Source organism: Nocardioides sp. JCM 18999 (assembly GCF_055391175.1).
Window position 1 is genome coordinate 173,344 of the sequence record NZ_AP043887.1, and the last position, 19,927, is coordinate 193,270.

A 19,927-nucleotide genomic window follows, 5' to 3' on the forward strand; every position below is an offset into this window, starting at 1 on the left:
GCAAGTGTGATTCAGGACCCCTGGAAGGAGGGCGGGCGGATGCGGGCCGATGCCGCGCGGAACCGCGAACGGATCATCGAGGCGGCGCGCGCCACCTTCCGTGAGAAGGGGTACGACGCCCCGCTCGACGAGATCGCCCGCCGGGCCGAGGTCGGCCCCGGGACGCTCTACCGCCACTTCCCGACCCGCGAGGCGTTGCACGACGCGGTGATGCAGGCCTGGGTCGACAACGTCACCACGGCGACCGACAAGGTGCTGGCTTCGGAGGCCGAGGGCCGCGAGCTGCTGATGGAGTGGCTGACGACGTACGTCCGGCTGATCTCCTACAACAAGGGCACCCCGGCCAAGCTCACCGCCGCGATCGACGACGAGACCTCCCCGCTGCTGCACAAGTGCCAGATCCTGCGGAACTCGAACGAGGCGGTCCTCGCCCGGCTGGAGGGCCAGCTCCGCCCCGACGTCGACCCGGTCGGCGTGATCAAGCTGGTCGGCGGCGTGGCCACCGTGGCCGACCAGTCGGAGATGGACGAGGCGGCCGTCCGCCCCCTCCTCAGCGTCGTCGCCGACGGCCTCCTCAACCCGCCGACTTGAGGCTTGTGGCCGTCGAGTTGAGGGTTCCGGTGTCCATCCGCGGCCTCGACTAAGGGTTCGACGCTCAGCCCGGATAGATTGTGCGCCGTGACTTCGGCTCCGATCACCGCCCTCGACACTGTTGCTGTCGCCGCCTCCGACCCGGACAAGGTGCAGCCCTGGGCCGAGCTCGGGCTCAAGGAGGACGAGTACGCCGCGATCCGCGAGATCCTCGGCCGCCGGCCCACCGGTGCCGAGCTCGCGATGTACTCGGTGATGTGGTCCGAGCACTGCTCCTACAAGTCCTCCAAGGTGCACCTGCGCCAGTTCGGTGAGATCCCGCAGGAGACCCCGGCCGGCAAGATGCTCGCCGGCATCGGCGAGAACGCCGGCGTGATCGACATCGGCGAGGGCTACGCGGTCACCTTCAAGGTCGAGTCGCACAACCACCCGTCGTACGTCGAGCCCTACCAGGGCGCCGCGACCGGCGTCGGCGGCATCGTCCGCGACATCCTCGCGATGGGTGCTCGCCCGGTCGCCGTGATGGACCCGCTCCGCTTCGGCCCGCTGCACGAGCCCGACACCCACCGCGTCCTGCCCGGGATCGTCGCCGGCGTCGGCGGCTACGGCAACTGCCTCGGCCTGCCCAACATCGGTGGCGAGGTCGTCTTCGACGAGACCTACCTCGGCAACCCGCTGGTCAACGCGCTCGCGGTCGGCGTGCTCAAGCACGAGGACCTCCACCTCGCCCAGGCGTCCGGCGCCGGCAACCTCGTCATCATGTACGGCGCCCGCACCGGTGGGGACGGCATCGGCGGTGCCTCCATCCTGGCGTCGGTCGAGTTCGACGAGGACGGCCCCGCCAAGCGGCCGAGCGTCCAGGTCGGCGACCCGTTCATGGAGAAGCTCCTGATCGAGTGCACCCTGGAGCTCTACGCCTCGGGCATCGTCCGGGGTATCCAGGACTTCGGTGCCGCGGGCATCTCGTGCGCGACGAGCGAGCTTGCTGCGGCCGGTGACGGTGGCATGCACGTGCACCTGGAGCGGGTGCCGCTGCGCGACTCCACGCTGACGCCCGAAGAGATCCTGATGAGCGAGTCCCAGGAGCGGATGATGGCCGTCATCGCTCCCGAGGACGAGGCCACCTTCTACGCGATCTGCGCGAAGTGGGACGTCGAGGCCGCCACCATCGGTGAGGTCACCGGCCAGGGCCGCCTGGTCATCGACTTCCACGGCTCGACCATCGTCGACGTCGACCCGCGCACCGTCGCCCACGACGGCCCGGTCTACGAGCGTCCCTACGCCCGCCCCGACTGGCAGGACACCCTGCAGGCCGACGTCGCCGAGGCGCTGGCTCGCCCGTCGACGCCGGAGGACCTGAAGGCCACCTGGCTGCAGCTGGTTGCCTCCCCGAACCTGTGCGACAAGTCGTGGATCACCCAGCAGTACGACCACTACGTCCGCGGCAACACGGTGATGTCCAAGAACGCCGAGGCCGGCATGATCCGGATCGCCGAGGACTCCGTCCGCGGTGTCGCCCTGTCCACCGACGGCAACGGTCGCTTCGCCAAGCTCGACCCGTACTTCGGCGCGCAGCTGGCGCTGGCCGAGTCGTTCCGCAACGTCACCGCCGTCGGTGCCGTCCCGGTCGCGATCTCGGACTGCCTCAACTTCGGCTCGCCCGAGGACCCGGCCGTGATGTGGCAGTTCGCCGAGGCCTGCCGTGGCCTCAAGGACGCCTGCCTCGAGCTCGGTGTCCCGGTCACCGGCGGCAACGTGTCGCTGTACAACCAGACGGGTGATGTGGCGATCCTGCCGACGCCCGTCGTGGCCACCCTCGGCCTGATCGACGACGTCACGACCCGCATCCCGTCGGCCTTCGTCGCCGAGAACCAGCGGATCTTCGTGCTCGGTGAGACCCGCGAGGAGCTCTCCGGCTCCGAGTGGGCGCTCGTGGCGCACGGCCACCTCGGTGGTCTGCCGCCGAAGGTCGACCTGGCCGCGGAGAAGCGCAACCTGGACCTCCTCCAGGCGGCTCGCTCGCTCGTCACCTCGGCGCACGACCTCTCCGACGGCGGTCTCTCGCAGGCGCTCGCCGAGGCAGCGATCGGCTCCGGCATCGGCGCCTCCGTCGCACTCCTGGGCGACCCGTTCGTCGCGCTCTTCAGCGAGTCCGCCGCCCGGATCATGGTGACCACCCACCTCGAGGACGGCGCCGCCTTCCTCCGCGCCGCCTCCGCGGCCGGTGTCACGGTCACCGAGATCGGCGTCACCGGTGGCGACGTCCTCGCGATCGAGGGCCAGTTCGAGGTCCCCGTCGCCGAGCTCGAGGCCGCCTGGAAGGCCACCCTCCCCAACGCCCTCGCCTGAGCCCCGACTTCAACTAACTGGTCTTGAACCGCTCCTCAGGACGCCCTGAGAGCGAGGTTCAAGACCAGTTAGTTCTTCGGCTGGGCCGACGAACTGGGGGATAGGGCCACTCGAGCGCGGGTTTCACCTGCGCTTGGAGGCGAGCTCGTCCCCGCGTGCCGTAGAGGCTCTCCTCGAGCAGATCCCACCACGGGTCCAGGCTGATCCGTCGTCCGAGCGCCTTCTCCACGGGTCGCATGACGACCCACGGCTGACGCAGCAGGTCCCGTGCCACATAGGCGTGGCGGTGGTGATCGATGGAAGCGAGTCGTCGGTCGCGCGTGAGGTCGCTGGCGAGCTGCTGGGGGGTGCGGTGGTCGGCGCCGTCGTACTCCTGGACCAGGGTGGTCCCTCGGACCAACGCATCGACCCGGGCGATGAAGAAACCGTCGGGATCCTCGAGAACCACCTGGATGTCCACCGCCACTCCGCACGAGGTGTGCAGCATCCGCAGCATCGTCTCCCAGGGCGACTCGGAGCGGCCGTCGACCCAGGCGAGTGCATCGCGGAGCGCACGGACGCCGCGCCGCCGCTGAAGAGCCGCGGCGGCCAGCTGGTCGAGCGTGCAAGCGCCCATGTTGAGGGCGGAGTCGATCAGCACCACGAGGTCGAGGCGGTTGAGCACCCGGCCGGCGACCAAGATCGCTTCGCACACCGGCGCGACGCGGACCGGGTCGCCAGCGGCCATGGCGATCTCGTCGTGGGCAGGGATCCAGGTGTGACGAGCGACCACCAGCCCGTCCCGGTCGGGCTTGACCTCACCGCGGACCCCGCCGATCGCGGCGAAGTGGGGCAGGTTGGACGGCAGGCTCGGCAGTGCCAGGCCCCACGCGCGCGCCGCGCTCAATCCGGTGAACGACGAGCTCGGCGGCAGGAGCGCCTGCCAGGCCAGCAGCTCGGCGAGTACGGCGTCATGGCCGGTGAGGCCGGCGGGGACGTGGACCCCGCGGCTGGGGTGGAGGTCGGTGACGTGCACCCGGTGAGCATCGGCCGCTGGTGACTCCGGTGCCCGGGGGAACGGGCTGCCTGCGGACGAGCCAGCCGTGAGGCCCGGATGTGGAGGCTCAGCGGCCCACTCACCGAAGCTCAACGAACGAAACTCAACTAACTGGTCTTGAACGGATGCTTGGAGGGGCTCTCCGGGCCGGTTCAAGACCAGTTAGTTGGTGGGAGGGGCGGTCAGCTCTCCTCGGGGCCGATGTCGACCATCCAGGGGATGCCGAACTTGTCGGTCAGCTGGCCGAAGTCGTCGCCCCACATCTGCTTCTCGAGCGGCATGTGGACGGTGCCGTCCTCGGCGAGGGCGGCCCAGTAGCCGCGCAGGGCGTCGGCGTCCTCGTGCCCGCCGGAGACCGAGACGGTGATCTGCGAGCCGGGGGAGAGCTCCGCCATCCCGGGAGGGGCGTCGGAGGCGAAGAGGGTGAACCCGGCCGGCGTCTCGAGCGAGGCGTGCATGACCAGGTTGGCGACCGCAGCGTCGTCGGCGCCGTACTCGCCGAAGGTGTTGACCACCAGCTCACCGCCGAAGACCGATTGGTAGAACTCCATCGCCGAGCGTGCCGTGTCGACGAAGGACAGGTAGGGATTGAGTTTGGCCATGCTTCGACGCTAGACACCCACCGGCTCGACACGCCAGAGCGCGGGGCGAGGAACCGAGCGGACCGACCTCGACAGGGTCGGGATCATGGCGACGCCGACCAGCAGCACGCCCATCACCAGGACCGCCTGCGAGCCGCCCAACCGCTCGAGAAGTACGCCGGCCAGGAGCGGCGCCAGCGGCATCATCGACATCGAGACGAATCGCATCGCCGACTGCGTCCGGCCGAGCAGCTCGGGCGGGGTGATGGCGGCACGGTAGGCGCCGATCCCAGCGTTGCCGGCCGGGTTGACCAGCATCACCAGGACCAGCATCGCCGCCACCGACCAGGCCGAGTTCCAGAGCGCCACCGGGATCACCATCGGTACCGAGAACCAGGCCAGGACGACCGAGAGCATCCCGGTCCGGGTGTGCTCGATGATCCAGGGCGCGATCAGGGCACCGAGGATCCCGGCGGCACCGGCGGCGACCTCGACCAGCGCGATCACGCCGGGCGCCACCCCGGCCGCGACCAGCCGCAGGATGGCGAGGATCACCAGCGCGTTGCCGACCAGGTTCATCAACGGGGCCCAGACCAGCAGCGTGCGGAAGAACGGCGTGCCCCAGCTGAACCGCAGCCCGGCTCCGATCTCGGCCAGTGCCCCCTCCCGATCGTCGCGCGCCAGGCCCGGCAGCGGCGTGCGCATCCGTCCGACCAGGATCCACAGCGCCACCGACGAGATCGCGTCGAACGCGAACGGCATCCACCGCGCGAGCCCGAAGAGCAGCCCGCCCAGCGGCGCCCCGAGCAGACTGGCGAGGTTCTCCCGCGCCTGGATCTGGCTGAAGGCGGTCGGCAGCTCCTCGTCGCTGACCAGCGTCCGGACGGCCGACGTCTCCGCCGGGTTGAACAGGCCCGTCCCGACGCCGGCGAGTGCGGCCGCGACGAGCAGGTGCGCCAGGGTGAGTGAGCCGAGGATCCCGGCCACCGCCAGCGGGGCATAGGCGATCACGCCGAGCACGGCCGCCGTCCGCATCAGCCGAGCCCGGTCGAGACGGTCGGCCCACAGGCCGGCCGGGAGCAGCATCACCACGATCCCGAGCAGGTGCGCCGCCTCGACGGTGGCGGCCCAGAAGACCGACCCGGTCAGCGCGAACCCGATCAGCGGAAAGATGAACCCGCTGACCCGGGTGCCGAGCTCGGAGATGGTCTGGCCGGCCCACAGGAGGGTGAAGTCGCGGTTGCGGGCGAGGCTGCGGAAGGAGGACATATCCCGCACGCTACGTTGCGCAACATTAGTTGCGCAATAGTTGGTGCGGATTCGCTACGATGGATCCATGGCGACGTACGACGACCCGCGGATCCTCCGCGCGATCGCGCACCCGACCCGCAACCGGATCCTCGCCGAGATCGGCGCGACCGGGACCTCGCGGGCGGCCGATCTGGCCCAGGCGCTGGAGATCCCGGCCAACCAGGCGAGCTTCCACCTGCGCCAGCTGGCCAAGTACGGACTGGTCGAGGAGGCCCCGGAGCAGGCGCGCGACAAGCGCGACCGGGTCTGGCGGCTGAGTGATCCCAGCGGGATCAGCTTCCGCACTCGGGACGTGATCAGTCAGCCCGGGGGAGAGGCAGCGGTCGAGGTGTTCCGGCACACCGCCAGCGCCCGGGCCCACCTCCTGGTCGAGTCGATCTACACCGACCCCGTCGACGACTCGACCGAGCGGGTGGTCAGCGAGACCGGCGTCAGGCTCAGCAACGCCGAGGTGCTGGAGTTCAGCTCCGAGCTGCAGGGCCTGGTCGACTCCTGGCGCGATCGCACCCGTGGCGATGACGTGCCGCGGACGACGTACTCGGTCTTCCAGATGGTCCAGCCGTACCCGGCGCTGCACGAGGACATCGCCGAGCCCGTCCGGGTCCGTGGCTTCGGCGCGACGGGGGACGAGGCCTGATGCCCGCCCGCCTCAAACCCGCCGACCCGCTCGAGGTCGAGGCGGCGCTCGAGCGGCTGCGCGCCGGCGGGGACGAGCGCGCCGACCTCAAGCTGCTGACCAAGCACTTCCTCGCCCTCCTCGAGACCAAGGCGCCGGGGCGGAGCGTCGAGGTCCGGGTCCCGCCGTTCGCGGCGATCCAGTGCATCGACGGCGTCCGCCACACCCGCGGGACGCCGCCGGCGGTGATCGAGACCGACGCGGCCACGTGGATCGGCATCGCCACGGGGAGGATCGCGTGGGAGGACGCTGCCGCCACCCCGAGCGTCAGGGCCAGCGGCGAACGCGCGGATCTGACCCCCTACCTCCCCCTGACTTAGTGTGGGAGGCATGCTCAGCACGGACGAACTGAAGACCCGCATCCAGGCCGAACTCCCCGGTGTTCTCGAGGACCTCAAGCGCCTCGTCCGGATCCAGTCCGTCAGCGCCGACCCCGAGCGGCTCGACGAGGTCGAGAAGTCCGCCGAGCTCACCCGCGACCTGTTCCTCGCGGAGGGCGTCGACGCCCGGATCGTGCGCGCCTTCGACGGTGCCCCGCCGGCGATCGTCGGCGAGAAAAAGGGCCCCGAGGGTGCCCCGACCGTGCTGCTCTACGCCCACCACGACGTCCAGCCCGAGAACGACCACGCCGACTGGGACTCCGCTCCGTTCGAGCCGACCCTCCGCGGTGACCGCCTCTACGGCCGCGGTGCCGCCGACGACAAGGCCGGCATCCTCACCCACGTCGCCGCCCTGCGCGCGCTCGGTGACGACCTCCCGGTCACCGTCCGGCTCTTCATCGAGGGTGAGGAGGAGGTCGCCAGCGCGACCCTGCCGCAGCTCCTCGAGCAGTTCCAGGACGACCTCCGCGCCGACGTCATCGTGATCGCCGACTCCGGCAACTGGGACATCGGCGTCCCGGCCCTGACCACGGGTCTGCGCGGCCTGATCCGCGTCGACGTCGAGGTCAAGACCCTCGACCACGCGGTCCACTCCGGCATGTGGGGGGGCCTCGCCCCCGACGGCATCATGGCGATGATCCGCCTGCTCAACAGCCTCTGGACCGAGGACGGCTCCCCGGCCGTCGAGGGACTCTTCTCCGGCCCCGCCGCCGACGTCGACTACCCCGAGGAGCGCCTCCGCGCCGAGTCCGGCGCCCTGCCGGGCACCACCTGGGTCGGCACCGGATCCGCCGTCGAGCGGATGTGGACCCAGCCCGCGATCACGGTCACCGGCTTCGACGCCCCCAAGGTCGCCGGCGCCTCCAACACCCTCATCCCGAGCGCCAAGGCCCGCGTCACGATCCGGATCGCACCCGGCGACACCGCCGAGAACGCCGTGGCGCGCCTCCTCGCGCACCTCGAGAAGCACACGCCGTACGGCGCCGAACTCAGCACCACCGTCGTCGACACCGGCGAGCCGATCGCCCTGCACGCCGAGGGCCCGGCGTACGACGCCGCCCGGTCGGCGTTCACCGAGGCGTGGGACGGCACCGCCCCGATCGACATGGGGGTGGGCGGCTCGATCCCGTTCATCGCCGAGTTCCTCGAGGCCTTCCCGGCCGCCAGCGTCCTGGTCACCGGTGTCGAGGACCCCGACACCCGCGCGCACGGCCCCAACGAGGGTCTGCACCTGGCCGAGTTCGAGCGCGTCCTGCTCGCCGAGGCGCTGCTTCTCCGCAACCTGGGCTGAGGTCCCGCTCGACGGAGGGTCCACGCCCGACGCGGCGGTTCGGTGTCCCACCGCTCCGCCCGTAGGATGAGCCACGTGTGCGGCGTGTTCGGGGTGTGGGCCCCCGGCGAGGATGTCTCAAAACTCACCTACTTCGGTCTCTACTCCCTGCAACACCGCGGACAGGAGTCCGCGGGGATCGCAGTGAGCAACGGCCGCCAGATCCTGGTCTACAAGGACATGGGGCTGGTGTCCCAGGTCTTCGACGAGACCACCCTGGACTCGCTCCAGGGCCACATGGCGGTCGGCCACGCTCGCTACTCCACCACCGGGGCGAGCACCTGGCAGAACGCGCAGCCGACGTTCCGGCCGAGCAGCCACGGCTCGATCGCGCTGGGGCACAACGGCAACATCGTCAACACCCACGAGCTGCGCGACATGGTCCGCGACCTGCCCAGCCCGGCCGACGAGCTCGACCTGCACCGCGACGAGCACGGCCCGGTGTCGACCAACGACACCAGCCTGCTCACCGAGCTGCTCGCCCACCACCCCGACTCCAGCGTCGAGGAGCGGGCGATGGAGCTGCTGCCCAAGATCGACGGCGCCTACTGCCTGGTCTGGATGGACGAGGACACCCTCTACGCCGCCCGCGACCCGCACGGCATCCGCCCGCTGGTCCTCGGCCGGCTCGACAACGGCTGGGTGGTGGCCTCCGAGGACGCCGCCCTGGCCACCACCGGTGCCTCCGTGGTCCGCGAGATCGAGCCCGGCGAGCTGATCATCATCAACTCCGACGGCCTGCGCAGCCGCAAGTTCGCCGAGCCGACCCGCAAGGGCTGCGTCTTCGAGTACGTCTACCTCGCCCGCCCCGACGCCACCATCGCCGGCCGCGGCGTGCACGAGGCCCGCGTCGAGATGGGCCGCCAGCTCGCCCGCGAGTTCCCGGTCGAGGCCGACCTCGTCATGCCCGTCCCGGAGTCGGGGACGCCGGCCGCGACGGGGTACGCCGAGGAGTCGGGCATCCCGTTCGGCCAGGGCTTCGTCAAGAACTCCTACGTCGGACGCACCTTCATCCAGCCGTCGCAGACCCTGCGCCAGCTCGGCATCCGGCTCAAGCTCAACGCCCTGGACCACATGATCCGCGGCAAGCGGATCGTCGTGGTCGACGACTCGATCGTGCGCGGCAACACCCAGCGCGCCCAGATCCGGATGCTGCGTGAGGCCGGCGCCACCGAGGTGCACGTGCGGATCTCGAGCCCGCCGGTGAAGTGGCCGTGCTTCTACGGCATCGACTTCGCCACCCGCGCCGAGCTGATCGCCAACGGCCTCGACGTCGACGAGATCGCCGCCTCGGTGGGTGCCGACAGCCTCGGTTACATCTCCCTCGAGGGCATGGTCGACTCGACCCGGCAGACCAAGGACCAGCTCTGCACCGCCTGCTTCACCGGCGAGTACCCGGTGGCGCTGCCCGACGAGAGCCAGCTCGGCAAGCACCTGCTCGAGGTCAGCCTCAACTCCCCGACCATGGGCAAGGCCCTGCCCGTCCTCAACAACCCCTAAGGACCGCCGTGAGCAACGCGTACGCCCAGGCAGGTGTGGACATCCACGCCGCAGACACCGCGATCGAGATGTTCAAGGCGGCCGTCGCGAAGACGAAGCGCCCCGAGGTGATCGGTGGTCTGGGCGGGTTCGCGGGCCTGTTCGACGCGAGCGCCCTCAAGAACTACGACCGGCCGATCCTGGCCACCAGCACCGACGGTGTGGGCACGAAGGTCGCGATCGCGCAGGCGATGGACATCCACGACACGATCGGGTTCGACCTGGTCGGCATGGTCGTCGACGACCTCGTCGTGTGCGGCGCCGAGCCGCTGTTCATGACCGACTACATCGCCACCGGCAAGGTCGTCCCGGAGATGATCACCGCGATCGTCACCGGCATCGCCAACGCCTGCGCCGAGGCCGGCGTCGCCCTCGTCGGCGGCGAGATCGCCGAGCACCCGGGCCTCCTCGCCCCGGGCGAGTACGACGTCGCCGGAGCGACCACCGGCGTGGTCGAGGCCGACGGGATGCTGGGCTCCGACAAGGTCGTCGCGGGCGACGTGGTGATCGCGATGGCCTCCAGCGGCCTGCACTCCAACGGCTTCTCCCTGGTGCGCCACGTGCTGCTCAACACCGCGAACCTGCCGCTCGACGGCCACCTCGACGAGCTCGGCTCGACCCTCGGTGAGGAGCTGCTGGTCCCGACCCGGCTCTACACCAAGCCCTCCCTGCGCCTGGCCCGCGAGACCGCCACGCACGCGATGAGCCACGTCACCGGTGGTGGCCTGGCCGCCAACCTGGAGCGCGTCCTGCCCAAGACGGTCAGCGTCACCATGGACCGCAACACCTGGATCCCGGCGCCGATCTTCGACCTGGTCAAGCGGACCGGCGACGTCGCGCAGCCCGACCTCGAGGCCACCCTCAACATGGGTGTCGGCATGGTCGCCCTGACCGCCCCCGACAGCGTCGACGCCGCGCTCGCGATCCTCGCGGAGTCCGGTATCGACGCCTGGGTCGCCGGCGAGGTCACGGCCGCTCAGGACGGGCTCGAGGGACGGGTCACCCTGGAGGGCCAGCACGCCGGCTGGTGAGCGGCGGTACCCACCGCCGAGGTGCCCGAAACAGGTGAACTTCGCCATAGGCGAACACGTTTTGGCCCGTCGAGTGTGCGTTCGAGCCTTCCTCCGGGTAAGTTTGGAACCACGAAATCACTGTGAGACGCCCGGGAGCCTGCGGCCCCGGCCAACGTGCGAGGGGGCTGACCCTATGGGGCGCGGCCGAGCGAAAGCCAAGCAGACCAAGGTCGCTCGCGACCTGAAGTACCGCACTCATGACACGGACTTCGGTGCGTTGGAGCGCGAGCTCCACCACTCCGAATCGTCCGGTGATGATGGCCCGGATACCAGCAGCGATCACGCTGGCTGGGCGGATTACGCCGAAGACTCGCGCGACTGATCTCGCCCTGGATGACCCGCAGTGACCTGCGGTCGGCCAGGCAGATCAATCGTCCAGGACGGAACAGGCGCTGTCACCGCGCCGGTTCCGTCCTGCGAGCGTGCGAGCCACCGGCGCGCCACGCGCCGGATCACACGGCGAATGCCGTGTCACACCCCTGTTGCAGAACCTTCATTCGCCTGTCGCGAAAAAGGTAAAAAGGGGGGCTGCGGCAATCCCTACAACGTTGGTAGGGTTCCGAACGCAACACAGTGCAGTTCCGTCGGAGGACGACAGCAATGAGTTGTGAGGCTGTCGAAATGGGCAGCTTCTCGCCCCGACGAAGGAGAACAAGAGCAATGGCTCAGGGCACCGTGAAGTGGTTCAACGCTGAGAAGGGCTTCGGCTTCATCGCGCAGGAGGACGGCGGCGACGACGTCTTCGTGCACTACTCGGCCATTCAGTCCAACGGCTACAAGAGCCTCGACGAGAACCAGAAGGTCGAGTTCGACGTCACGCAGGGTCCGAAGGGCCCGCAGGCGGAGAACGTCCGTCCTCTCTGAGACGACGAGCACTCGGCGAGGCCGGTACCCCACGGGGTGCCGGCCTCGCGGCATTTCAGCGTCGCCGATCGCGTGCGTGCAGTACCGTCGGAGGCGATACGCACGGCGGGCAACGAGGCCCCCGTACGGAACCGTGCCGGGAGGCGGCGATGGGGGAGCACGTCGAGGGGCCGATCGACCCCTTCGGATCGGGCACCGATCCGATGCTGCGCGACGACGACCTCTTCGACGAGGTCGAGCTGACCGCCAACCTGATCGTCGCTGCGGGCGAGACCGACGAGCACCTCACCCAGGATGAGATCGACGACATCCTCGGCATCCCGCACCCGCGCGACACCCCGGACAAATAGCCCCGGCGACCAGCCCTCAGCAGCTCGCCCAGAGCACCGGCCCGCTGGACAGGTCCGACAGCACGCTCTGAGCCTTGTGCGGCGTCATCGCCATCGTCACGATCTTCCCGTCCGAGCGCACCTCACCCAGCGTGAACCGGTCCGCGAACGTGCCACCCTGCCCGGGGGCGTCCCCGGCGGCCAACGTCGCCCGCGAGTCCGCGTTCGCCGCGGCCACGTCGTCGTTGTCGAACTCCATCGCCACCCGGACCTGGCGCGGCGAGGAGACGTAGCCCATCGCGAACGCCGTCATCGGGTCCGTCTCGCCGGCCGCGTCGAGGAGGACGGCGGCCTGCTGCTGATCGAGGTCGTCGGCCTGGCTCATCGCGAGGTGACCGCAGGCGTACTCCCCGGTGTAGACGACCGCCGACAGCGGTTCGGAGCCCAACGCGGCAGCCACGTCGGCCAGCTGCGGTGATCCCGCGGCGATGTCGTGCCCCGCCACCCGCAGGGCGTAGTCCGGGTTGTCGCTGGCGATCAGCAGGTCGTCGGCGGTGGTCACGTAGATCAGCTCGGGGGACAGCCCGAGCTCCGAGACCGGGTCGGAGCCGTCGTACATCGGCTGCGCGTCCGTCGCGTCGGCGGCGGGCTTCCAGCCGGACTTCTTCAGCCGTGCGACCCACCGCTCCAGGTCCTCGTCGGAGTCGAAGGAGAGCATCTCCACCGCGCCCTCGGAGGACTGGGCGTAGAGCTCCCACGACACCGAGCGCAGGGACAGGCCGAGCTTGTCCAGCGCCGGCGCGGAGGTCACCAGGGCCGAGGCCGAGGAGAGGTCGGCGTCGTAGGCGCGGTCCAGGATCCCCGTGGTGCCGCCCTTCGTCCCGACCGCCGAGACCACCCGGTCCCAGTCGGTGAAGGAGACCCGCTGCGCGTCGCTGGGCACCTCCTCCAGGGCGGAGACCAGCCGCGATCGGTGCGCGGCCGTCCACCAGGAGGCCAGTCCCCAGATCAGGAGGAGCGCCAGCACGGCGGCGCCCGCGATCACGAGACGCCGCCTGGTCTGCACCCTCACCCACATGATCGGTAACACTAGGGGGGTGAGAGAGCGCGCGAGCGACATCGTCGCCGCCGGGGCGGTCGTGTTCCGGCCGGGGAGCAAGCACACCGAGGTCCTGCTGGTCCATCGGCCGAAGTACGACGACTGGTCCTTCGCCAAGGGCAAGGAGGACCGGGGCGAGCACGTCGTCGCCACCGCCGTGCGCGAGGTCGAGGAGGAGACCGGCCTGCTGGTCGAGCTCGGCCGGCCGCTGACCATGCAGCGCTATCCCACCTCGCGCGGGATGAAGCAGGTGCACTACTGGATCGGCCGGATCAGCCCCCGCAACACCGCGCTGGTCGGCGACTACGTCGCCAACGACGAGATCGACGAGATCGCGTGGGTGCCGATCGACAAGGCGCTGCGCCAGCTCAGCTACCCGCACGACCGCAACACCCTGCGCGAGGCGCTCCAGCAGCCCAAGCGCACCGAGACCGTCATCGTGATCCGGCACGCGCTCTCCCGGGCCCGCGGCTCCTGGCGCAAGGACGACACCGAGCGCCCGCTGCTGGCGACCGGCAAGGTGCAGGCCGAGCGGCTCGCGCCGGTCCTGGCGGCGTACGGCGTCCGCCGGATCGTCACCAGCCCCAGCCTGCGCTGCGTCCAGACGGTCGCCCCCTACGCCGACGCCGCCGGGATCGAGATCGAGCTGGAGCCGCTGCTGAGCGAGGAGGGGGTACGTCGCCAGGCGACTCCCGAGGCGGTCGCGGCCCTGCCGGGCAAGGCCCCGATCGCGATCTGCTCGCACCGCCCGGTGCTGCCGCTGGTCACCGACGCGCTCGACCTGGTCGACCAGGGGCTGGAGAAGGGCGAGCTGATCGTCGTGCACCGGCGCAAGGGCGCGCTCGTGGCGATCGAGCGCTACTGACACACGCAGCCGGAGGAGCCCGCGTCAAGGGCTCCTGGGGCGAATTCACCGGGCGTTGGTCACACCGGCCGCTGGCCGACACCGAAACGGCATGTCCGATACACCGTCCGTTCACTTTCGACTCCGGATCACGTCACTTGGGCTCCTTAACGTCGCCGTTGACATAGTCCAGTTCTCAAGGAGTTACTGAAGTGAACGCCACTTCTTTCCGCCGGATCGTTCTCCCCGGCGTCGCGGCCCTCGCCGCCATCACCACCCTCACCGCGTGCGGCTCTGACGACTCGTCCAGCGGCGGTGCCTCCGGCCTGTCCGGCTCGGTCGCCGGTGGCGGTTCGTCCGCGCAGGAGAAGGCCCAGGAGTCCTGGCGTGCCGGCTTCGGTGCCGACAACCCCGACGCCTCCATCACCTACGACCCGGTCGGCTCCGGCACCGGGCGCGACAACTTCTACAACGGCTCCTACAAGTTCGCCGGCTCGGACTCGGCGATCTCGGCCGACGACATGGAGAAGGCCAAGGCCGGCTGTGGCGGCACCGACCCGATCGAGGTCCCGGTGTTCGTCTCCCCGATCGACGTCATCTTCAACCTGCCCGGTGTCACCGAGCTCAAGCTCGACGCCCCGGTCCTGGGCTCGATCTTCAGCGGCTCGATCAAGAAGTGGAACGACCCGGCCATCGCCGGTCTCAACGACGGTGTCAACCTGCCCGACCTGGCGATCGCGCCGGTGCACCGCAGCGACTCCTCGGGCACGACCGACAACTTCACCGACTACCTGTTCCGGGCGTCGGGCGGCACCTGGAAGACCGAGCACAACAGCGAGTGGCCGGTCCAGAGCGGCGAGGCCGCCGAGGGCACCTCCGGTGTCATCGGTGCCGTCACCGACGGTGAGGGCACGATCGGCTACGCCGACGACTCCGCCGTGGCCTCCACCGACCTGGGCAAGGTCTCGGTCAAGGTCGGCGACACGTTCGTCGCTCCCTCGGCCGAGGGCGCTGCCGCCGGTCTGGCCGCCTCCGAGCTCGCCGAGGGCAACGCCGAGACCCAGCTCGTCTACACGCTCAACCGCACCACGACCGACCCGAGCGTCTACCCGGTCTTCCTGGCGTCGTACTTCCTGGCCTGCCAGACCTACGACGACAAGGCCACCGCCGACATCGTCAAGGGCTTCGGCCAGTACGCCGTCTCCCCGGCCGGCCAGAAGGCTGCGGCGGCCAACGCGCTGTCCGCCCCGCTGCCGACCGACATCGGTGAGAAGGCCACCGCGATCCTCGAGAAGATCGCCGCGAAGTGACCACCACGCCAGACGTCTCTGCTCCCGGGCTGACGACTGGCGGGAAACGCGGCCAGGGCGACCGGATCTTCTCCGGCACCGCCCTGGCCGCAGGCCTCACCATCCTCGTCACACTGGTCGCGGTCTTCGTGTTCCTGACCGTCAAGGGAATCCCCGGCTTCTCCGCCGACCCTGACGTCTACGGACCGTCCTCGACCGATTTCTGGGGATATGCGGGCAAGCTCCTCTTCGGCACCATCCTCGCCGCGGTCATCGCCCTGATCGTGGCTGTCCCGTTCTCGATCGGGTTGGCGCTGTTCATCACCCACTACGCGCCCCGCCGGATCGCGGGACCGGTCGCGTTCGTGATCGACATGCTCGCCGCGGTGCCCTCGGTCGTCTTCGGCCTCTGGGGTGCCCGCGCGCTCGCCGTCGCCTCCCAGCCGGGCCAGAAGTGGCTCGAGGAGAACCTCGGCTGGCTCCCGTTCTTCAAGGGCCCCGCCTCGGCCACCGGCCGCACCATGCTGATCGCCGGGCTCGTGCTCGCGATCATGTGCATCCCGATCATCACCGCGATCTGTCGCGAGGTCTTCGCGCAGACGCCGCGGCTCAACGAGGAGGCCGCCCTCGCGCTGGGCGCCACTCGCTGGGAGACCATCCGCTACGCCGTCTTCCCCTACGCCCGCTCGGGCATGATCGCCGGGATCATGCTCGGTCTCGGTCGTGCCCTCGGCGAGACGATGGCGGTGGCGATGGTGCTCTCCGCGACACCGATCGTCACGCTCAACCTGATCTCCTCGACCAACCCGGCGACGATCGCCTCCAACATCGCCTCGAACTACAAGGCTGAGGACAGCCGGATCCAGGCGGTCCTGCTCGCCACCGGTCTGGTGCTCTTCGTCTTCACGTTCCTGGTCAACTTCGGTGCCCGTTACATCGCCGGCCGTGGACAGAAGGGCGCCTGATGAGCACCCAGCAGATCACCCCGCAGCAGCTGCCCGACCTGGGCGGCGCCCGGCTGCCGTCGTACGCGCCCGCGATCGTGCTGGCGATCTCGTTCGGCCTGTCCGGACTCGCCGCGCTGCTGCTCGGCTGGAGCGTCGTCTCCTTCGCCATCGTCGGCGGGCTGCTCAGCCTGGTCGGCTACCCGCTCTGGTCGCTGATCGTCGAGAACCGCCGCGCGGCCACCGACCGGCTCGTCACCTCCGTCATCTGGGCGCTGTTCTGCATCGCGATGGTGCCGCTGGTCTGGCTGATCTGGGTCGTGCTCCGCGAGGGGCTGCCCGGGATCAGCTGGGACCTGCTCAGCAACGACCAGGTGCAGCGGCTCGACCCGGAGACCGGCAAGCTCGTCGCCGGCGCAGGCCTCAAGCACGCCCTGATCGGCACCATCCTGATCACCGCCGGCGCGATCGTGATCTCGGTCCCGGTCGGCATCTTCACCGCGATCTACCTCACCGAGTACGCCGGCAAGGGCCGGATCGGTCGGGTGATCACGTTCCTCGTCGACGTGATGACGGGTATCCCGTCGATCGTCGCCGGTCTGTTCGCGCTCTCCCTGTTCACGCTGATCTTCGGCGTCGGGACCCGGATGGGGATCATGGGCTCGGTCGCCCTGTCCCTGCTGATGATCCCGACCGTGGTCCGCTCGGCCGAGGAGATGATGCGGCTCGTGCCCGGCGACCTGCGCGAGGCGTCGTACGCCCTGGGGGTGCCGAAGTGGCGGACGATCATCAAGGTCGTCATCCCCACGGCGCTGCCCGGTGTCGTCACCGGCGTGATGCTGGCGACCAGTCGCGTGATCGGTGAGACCGCGCCGCTGCTGGTCGCGGTCGGCGCCGCCGAAGCCGTGAACTGGAACCTGTTCGACGGCCGGATGATGTCCATCCCGGTCTACATCCTCACGCAGTACAGCGTGGCAACCCCCGAGGGTTACTCGAACGCCTGGTCGGCGGCCTTGATCCTCATCGTGCTGGTGATGATCCTGAATCTCACCGCGCGGCTCGTCAGCAAGATCTTCGCCCCCAAGACCGGGCGCTGAAAGGGAAACACCAGTGGCCAAGAGCATCGACATCAGCGACGTCAACATCTACTACGGCGACTTCAAGGCCGTCGAGGGCGTCAACATGACGATCCGGGCGCGGGCCGTCACCGCGTTCATCGGACCGTCGGGCTGCGGCAAGTCGACCATGCTGCGCACCCTCAACCGGATGCACGAGGTGATCCCCGGCGCGACCGTCGAGGGCAAGATCGCCGTCGGCGGCCAGGACCTGTACGCCCCCGAGGTCGACCCGGTCGCCGTCCGCCGGATGATCGGCATGGTCTTCCAGCGGCCCAACCCGTTCCCGACGATGTCGATCTACGAGAACGTGCTCGCCGGCAACCGGCTCAACGCCAAGCGGATGCCGAAGTCCGAGGCCGACGCGATCGTGGAGAAGTCCCTGCGCGGCGCCAACCTCTGGAACGAGGTCAAGGACCGGCTCAACAAGCCGGGCATGGGCCTGTCCGGTGGCCAGCAGCAGCGGCTGTGCATCGCCCGCGCGATCGCGGTCGAGCCCGAGGTGCTGCTGATGGACGAGCCGTGCTCCGCGCTCGACCCGATCTCGACCGCCGCGGTGGAGGACCTGATCCACGAGCTGAAGAACGAGTTCACCATCGTGATCGTCACCCACAACATGCAGCAGGCGGCCCGCGTCTCGGACGAGACGGGCTTCTTCAACCTCAAGGCGGCCGGCCAGCCGGGCCACTTGGTCGAGTTCAACCCGACCACGAAGATGTTCACCAACCCGGACAACGAGGCTACCGAGCAGTACATCTCCGGTCGCTTCGGCTGAGGCGCAGGTCACCCCGGTCGATCGGGGGTTGGTCGGGCGGGCGATTCCTCCCTTAGAGTGATCGCCGTTCACCACCCGGCCCTCCAGCGATCTCCAGGGGTTCTTCGTGCGGTTCCGCATTCGTCCGGTCGACACGGCCTTCTACGACCTTTTCACGCAGCAGGCTCGTCACCTGATCACCGGCGCCAGCCTGCTGGCTGAGATGCTCGGCGAAGGCGCGGACCATGACGACGTCGCCCGTCGCATGCGCGAGGCCGAGCACGCCGCCGACGAGTCCACCCACAACGTCGTCAAGCGGGTCAACAGCGTCTTCGTGACGCCGTTCGACCGCGAGGACATCTACGCGCTGTCCAGCGGCCTCGACGACATCATGGACGCGATGGACGAGGTCGTGGACATGGTCCTGGTCTACGGCGTGAAGGTGCTCCCGCCGGAGCTCGGCGACCAGGTCGCCGTCATCCAGCGCTGCGCCGAGCTGACCGCCGAGGCGATGCCGAAGCTCCAGTCGATGCGCTCGCTCGAGGAGTTCTGGATCGAGATCAACCGTCTCGAGAACGCCGGTGACCGCAACCACCGCCGCATCCTCGCCCAGATCTTCTCCGGCGAGTTCAAGGCGATGGAGGTGCTCAAGCTCAAGGACATCGTCGAGACGCTGGAGGACGCGATCGACGGTTTCGAGCGGGTGGCCAACACCATCGAGCAGATCGCGCTGAAGGAATCCTGACTCGGCATCCGCTGAGCGAAGAACGAGCCTGAACCCATGACCCTCGCGATCGTCATCACGGTCATCGTCGTCGCCCTTGCGTTCGACTACACCAACGGATTCCACGACGCCGCCAACGCGATCGCCACCTCGGTCTCGACCCGCGCGCTGACGCCCAAGGTGGCGCTCACGCTGGCCGCCGCGATGAACTTCCTCGGTGCCCTGCTCGGCCAGAAGGTCGCCCACACGGTGGCCGACACGCTCGATCTGGACAATGCTGACGAGCGCCACGCGATGGTGATCATCCTGGCCGCGTTGCTCGGCGCGATCGCCTGGAACCTGATCACCTGGTGGTTCGGCCTGCCGTCGTCGTCCACGCACGCGCTCATCGGTGGACTGGTCGGTGCCGCCCTCGCGGCCGGCTCGCTGGTCGCGACCGTGCACTGGCAGACGATCGTGGACAAGGTCCTGATCCCGATGGTGGTCTCGCCGCTGTTCGGCTTCTCCGCCGCCTTCGCGGTGATGATCGCGATCATGTGGATCTTCCGGAACCGGCCCGCGGTCAAGGTGATGCGCGGCTTCCGGTTCATGCAGACCTTCTCCGCCGCGGCGCTGGCCCTCGGGCACGGACTGCAGGACGCGCAGAAGACGATGGGTGTCATCTTCCTGGTGCTGGTCTCGGCCGGCTACGCCGACGCCAGCGACCCGCTCCCGCTCTGGGTCATCCTGGCCGCCGCATCTGCGATCTCGGCCGGCACCTACGCCGGTGGGTGGCGGATCATGCGGACCCTGGGTCGCCGGATCATCGACCTGGACCCGGCGCGAGGGTTCGCCGCCGAGACCGTCGGTGCCACGGTGCTCTACACGACCGCGTTCCTGTGGCACGCCCCGATCTCGACGACGCACACGATCACCTCGGCGATCATGGGTGCCGGCGCCTCGAAGCGTCTGAACTCCGTGCGCTGGTCCGTGGCCGGCAACATTCTGTTCGCCTGGGTCACCACGTTCCCCGCGGCCGGGCTGATGGCCGCGCTGCTCTACGCGATCCTGCGTCCGATCCTGCTCTGAGCGGCAGCCTGACAGCCGTCAGCACCCGGCC

21 protein-coding genes are annotated in these 19,927 nt (G+C 69.5%); 17 read left to right on the plus strand and 4 right to left on the minus strand.

What is annotated here, in order from left to right; genetic code table 11:
• The first annotated feature begins 39 nt into the window (after nucleotides 1-39).
• Nucleotides 40-591: a TetR/AcrR family transcriptional regulator gene (locus ACZ5J1_RS00815; protein ID WP_464561689.1), complete on the plus strand. Its 552-nt coding sequence runs from the start codon at nucleotides 40-42 to the stop codon at nucleotides 589-591.
• Nucleotides 592-678: 87 nt separating this feature from the next.
• Nucleotides 679-2,940 carry a phosphoribosylformylglycinamidine synthase subunit PurL gene (purL, locus tag ACZ5J1_RS00820; protein ID WP_464561691.1) on the plus strand — a complete coding sequence of 754 codons (2,262 nt, stop codon included), beginning with the start codon at nucleotides 679-681 and terminating at the stop codon, nucleotides 2,938-2,940.
• Nucleotides 2,941-2,998: 58 nt separating this feature from the next.
• Here the strand turns inward: purL and ACZ5J1_RS00825 are convergent, their stop codons facing one another.
• The 3 genes from ACZ5J1_RS00825 to ACZ5J1_RS00835 all read right to left on the minus strand — a co-directional run bounded on the left by ACZ5J1_RS00825 (nucleotide 2,999) and on the right by ACZ5J1_RS00835 (nucleotide 5,826).
• Nucleotides 2,999-3,955 carry a hypothetical protein gene (locus ACZ5J1_RS00825; protein ID WP_464561692.1) on the minus strand — a complete coding sequence of 319 codons (957 nt, stop codon included), beginning with the start codon at nucleotides 3,953-3,955 and terminating at the stop codon, nucleotides 2,999-3,001.
• A 203-nt stretch (nucleotides 3,956-4,158) separates the two neighbouring features.
• On the minus strand, nucleotides 4,159-4,578 hold the full coding sequence (locus tag ACZ5J1_RS00830) for a VOC family protein (protein ID WP_464561694.1): 420 nt from the start codon (nucleotides 4,576-4,578) through the stop codon (nucleotides 4,159-4,161).
• Between the two features lie 9 nt (nucleotides 4,579-4,587).
• On the minus strand, nucleotides 4,588-5,826 hold the full coding sequence (locus ACZ5J1_RS00835) for an MFS transporter (RefSeq protein WP_464561695.1): 1,239 nt from the start codon (nucleotides 5,824-5,826) through the stop codon (nucleotides 4,588-4,590).
• 67 nt (nucleotides 5,827-5,893) lie between these two features.
• On the opposite strand from ACZ5J1_RS00835, the gene ACZ5J1_RS00840 reads away from it, so the two are divergent.
• The 8 genes from ACZ5J1_RS00840 to ACZ5J1_RS00875 all read left to right on the plus strand — a co-directional run bounded on the left by ACZ5J1_RS00840 (nucleotide 5,894) and on the right by ACZ5J1_RS00875 (nucleotide 12,080).
• On the plus strand, nucleotides 5,894-6,505 hold the full coding sequence (locus ACZ5J1_RS00840) for a winged helix-turn-helix domain-containing protein (RefSeq protein ID WP_464561696.1): 612 nt from the start codon (nucleotides 5,894-5,896) through the stop codon (nucleotides 6,503-6,505).
• Complete coding sequence (locus tag ACZ5J1_RS00845) at nucleotides 6,505-6,864, plus strand: sterol carrier family protein (protein ID WP_464561697.1); 360 nt, start codon at nucleotides 6,505-6,507, stop codon at nucleotides 6,862-6,864. Before ACZ5J1_RS00840 ends, ACZ5J1_RS00845 begins: the two co-directional genes overlap by 1 nt.
• A gap of 10 nt (nucleotides 6,865-6,874) precedes the next feature.
• Entirely contained in the window at nucleotides 6,875-8,215 is a 1,341-nt protein-coding gene (locus ACZ5J1_RS00850; RefSeq protein ID WP_464561699.1) for a M20/M25/M40 family metallo-hydrolase, read from the plus strand.
• Nucleotides 8,216-8,290: 75 nt separating this feature from the next.
• The gene (gene purF, locus ACZ5J1_RS00855; protein WP_464561700.1) at nucleotides 8,291-9,754 is read left to right on the plus strand and encodes an amidophosphoribosyltransferase; all 1,464 of its coding nucleotides are present in this window, start codon (nucleotides 8,291-8,293) and stop codon (nucleotides 9,752-9,754) included.
• An 8-nt stretch (nucleotides 9,755-9,762) separates the two neighbouring features.
• Nucleotides 9,763-10,824 (plus strand): phosphoribosylformylglycinamidine cyclo-ligase, encoded by a 1,062-nt coding sequence (gene purM, locus ACZ5J1_RS00860; RefSeq protein WP_464561702.1) that lies wholly within the window; start codon nucleotides 9,763-9,765, stop codon nucleotides 10,822-10,824.
• A 175-nt stretch (nucleotides 10,825-10,999) separates the two neighbouring features.
• Entirely contained in the window at nucleotides 11,000-11,188 is a 189-nt protein-coding gene (locus tag ACZ5J1_RS00865; protein WP_464561703.1) for a DUF3073 domain-containing protein, read from the plus strand.
• A 338-nt stretch (nucleotides 11,189-11,526) separates the two neighbouring features.
• Nucleotides 11,527-11,730, plus strand: coding sequence for a cold-shock protein (locus tag ACZ5J1_RS00870; RefSeq protein ID WP_056598399.1), 204 nt, complete (start codon nucleotides 11,527-11,529; stop codon nucleotides 11,728-11,730).
• Between the two features lie 149 nt (nucleotides 11,731-11,879).
• Nucleotides 11,880-12,080 carry a hypothetical protein gene (locus ACZ5J1_RS00875; protein ID WP_464561704.1) on the plus strand — a complete coding sequence of 67 codons (201 nt, stop codon included), beginning with the start codon at nucleotides 11,880-11,882 and terminating at the stop codon, nucleotides 12,078-12,080.
• 16 nt (nucleotides 12,081-12,096) lie between these two features.
• On the opposite strand, the gene ACZ5J1_RS00880 is transcribed toward ACZ5J1_RS00875, so the two are convergent.
• Nucleotides 12,097-13,137, minus strand: coding sequence for a hypothetical protein (locus tag ACZ5J1_RS00880; RefSeq protein WP_464561705.1), 1,041 nt, complete (start codon nucleotides 13,135-13,137; stop codon nucleotides 12,097-12,099).
• A 19-nt stretch (nucleotides 13,138-13,156) separates the two neighbouring features.
• Between ACZ5J1_RS00880 and ACZ5J1_RS00885 the strand changes: the two genes are divergently transcribed.
• The 7 genes from ACZ5J1_RS00885 to ACZ5J1_RS00915 all read left to right on the plus strand — a co-directional run bounded on the left by ACZ5J1_RS00885 (nucleotide 13,157) and on the right by ACZ5J1_RS00915 (nucleotide 19,896).
• Nucleotides 13,157-14,023, plus strand: coding sequence for an NUDIX hydrolase (locus ACZ5J1_RS00885; RefSeq protein WP_464561706.1), 867 nt, complete (start codon nucleotides 13,157-13,159; stop codon nucleotides 14,021-14,023).
• Between the two features lie 191 nt (nucleotides 14,024-14,214).
• A complete protein-coding gene (gene pstS, locus ACZ5J1_RS00890; RefSeq protein WP_464561707.1) occupies nucleotides 14,215-15,312 on the plus strand; it encodes a phosphate ABC transporter substrate-binding protein PstS in 1,098 nt (365 codons plus the stop codon).
• Nucleotides 15,309-16,256: a phosphate ABC transporter permease subunit PstC gene (gene pstC, locus ACZ5J1_RS00895; protein WP_464561708.1), complete on the plus strand. Its 948-nt coding sequence runs from the start codon at nucleotides 15,309-15,311 to the stop codon at nucleotides 16,254-16,256. Before pstS ends, pstC begins: the two co-directional genes overlap by 4 nt.
• Nucleotides 16,256-17,332, plus strand: coding sequence for a phosphate ABC transporter permease PstA (gene pstA / locus ACZ5J1_RS00900; protein WP_464561709.1), 1,077 nt, complete (start codon nucleotides 16,256-16,258; stop codon nucleotides 17,330-17,332). Before pstC ends, pstA begins: the two co-directional genes overlap by 1 nt.
• 13 nt (nucleotides 17,333-17,345) lie before the next feature.
• The gene (gene pstB / locus ACZ5J1_RS00905) at nucleotides 17,346-18,125 is read left to right on the plus strand and encodes a phosphate ABC transporter ATP-binding protein PstB (protein WP_464561710.1); all 780 of its coding nucleotides are present in this window, start codon (nucleotides 17,346-17,348) and stop codon (nucleotides 18,123-18,125) included.
• A gap of 106 nt (nucleotides 18,126-18,231) precedes the next feature.
• On the plus strand, nucleotides 18,232-18,849 hold the full coding sequence (locus tag ACZ5J1_RS00910; RefSeq protein ID WP_464561711.1) for a DUF47 domain-containing protein: 618 nt from the start codon (nucleotides 18,232-18,234) through the stop codon (nucleotides 18,847-18,849).
• 36 nt (nucleotides 18,850-18,885) lie between these two features.
• Nucleotides 18,886-19,896, plus strand: coding sequence for an anion permease (locus ACZ5J1_RS00915; RefSeq protein WP_464561713.1), 1,011 nt, complete (start codon nucleotides 18,886-18,888; stop codon nucleotides 19,894-19,896).
• Nucleotides 19,897-19,927: the final 31 nt, after the last annotated feature.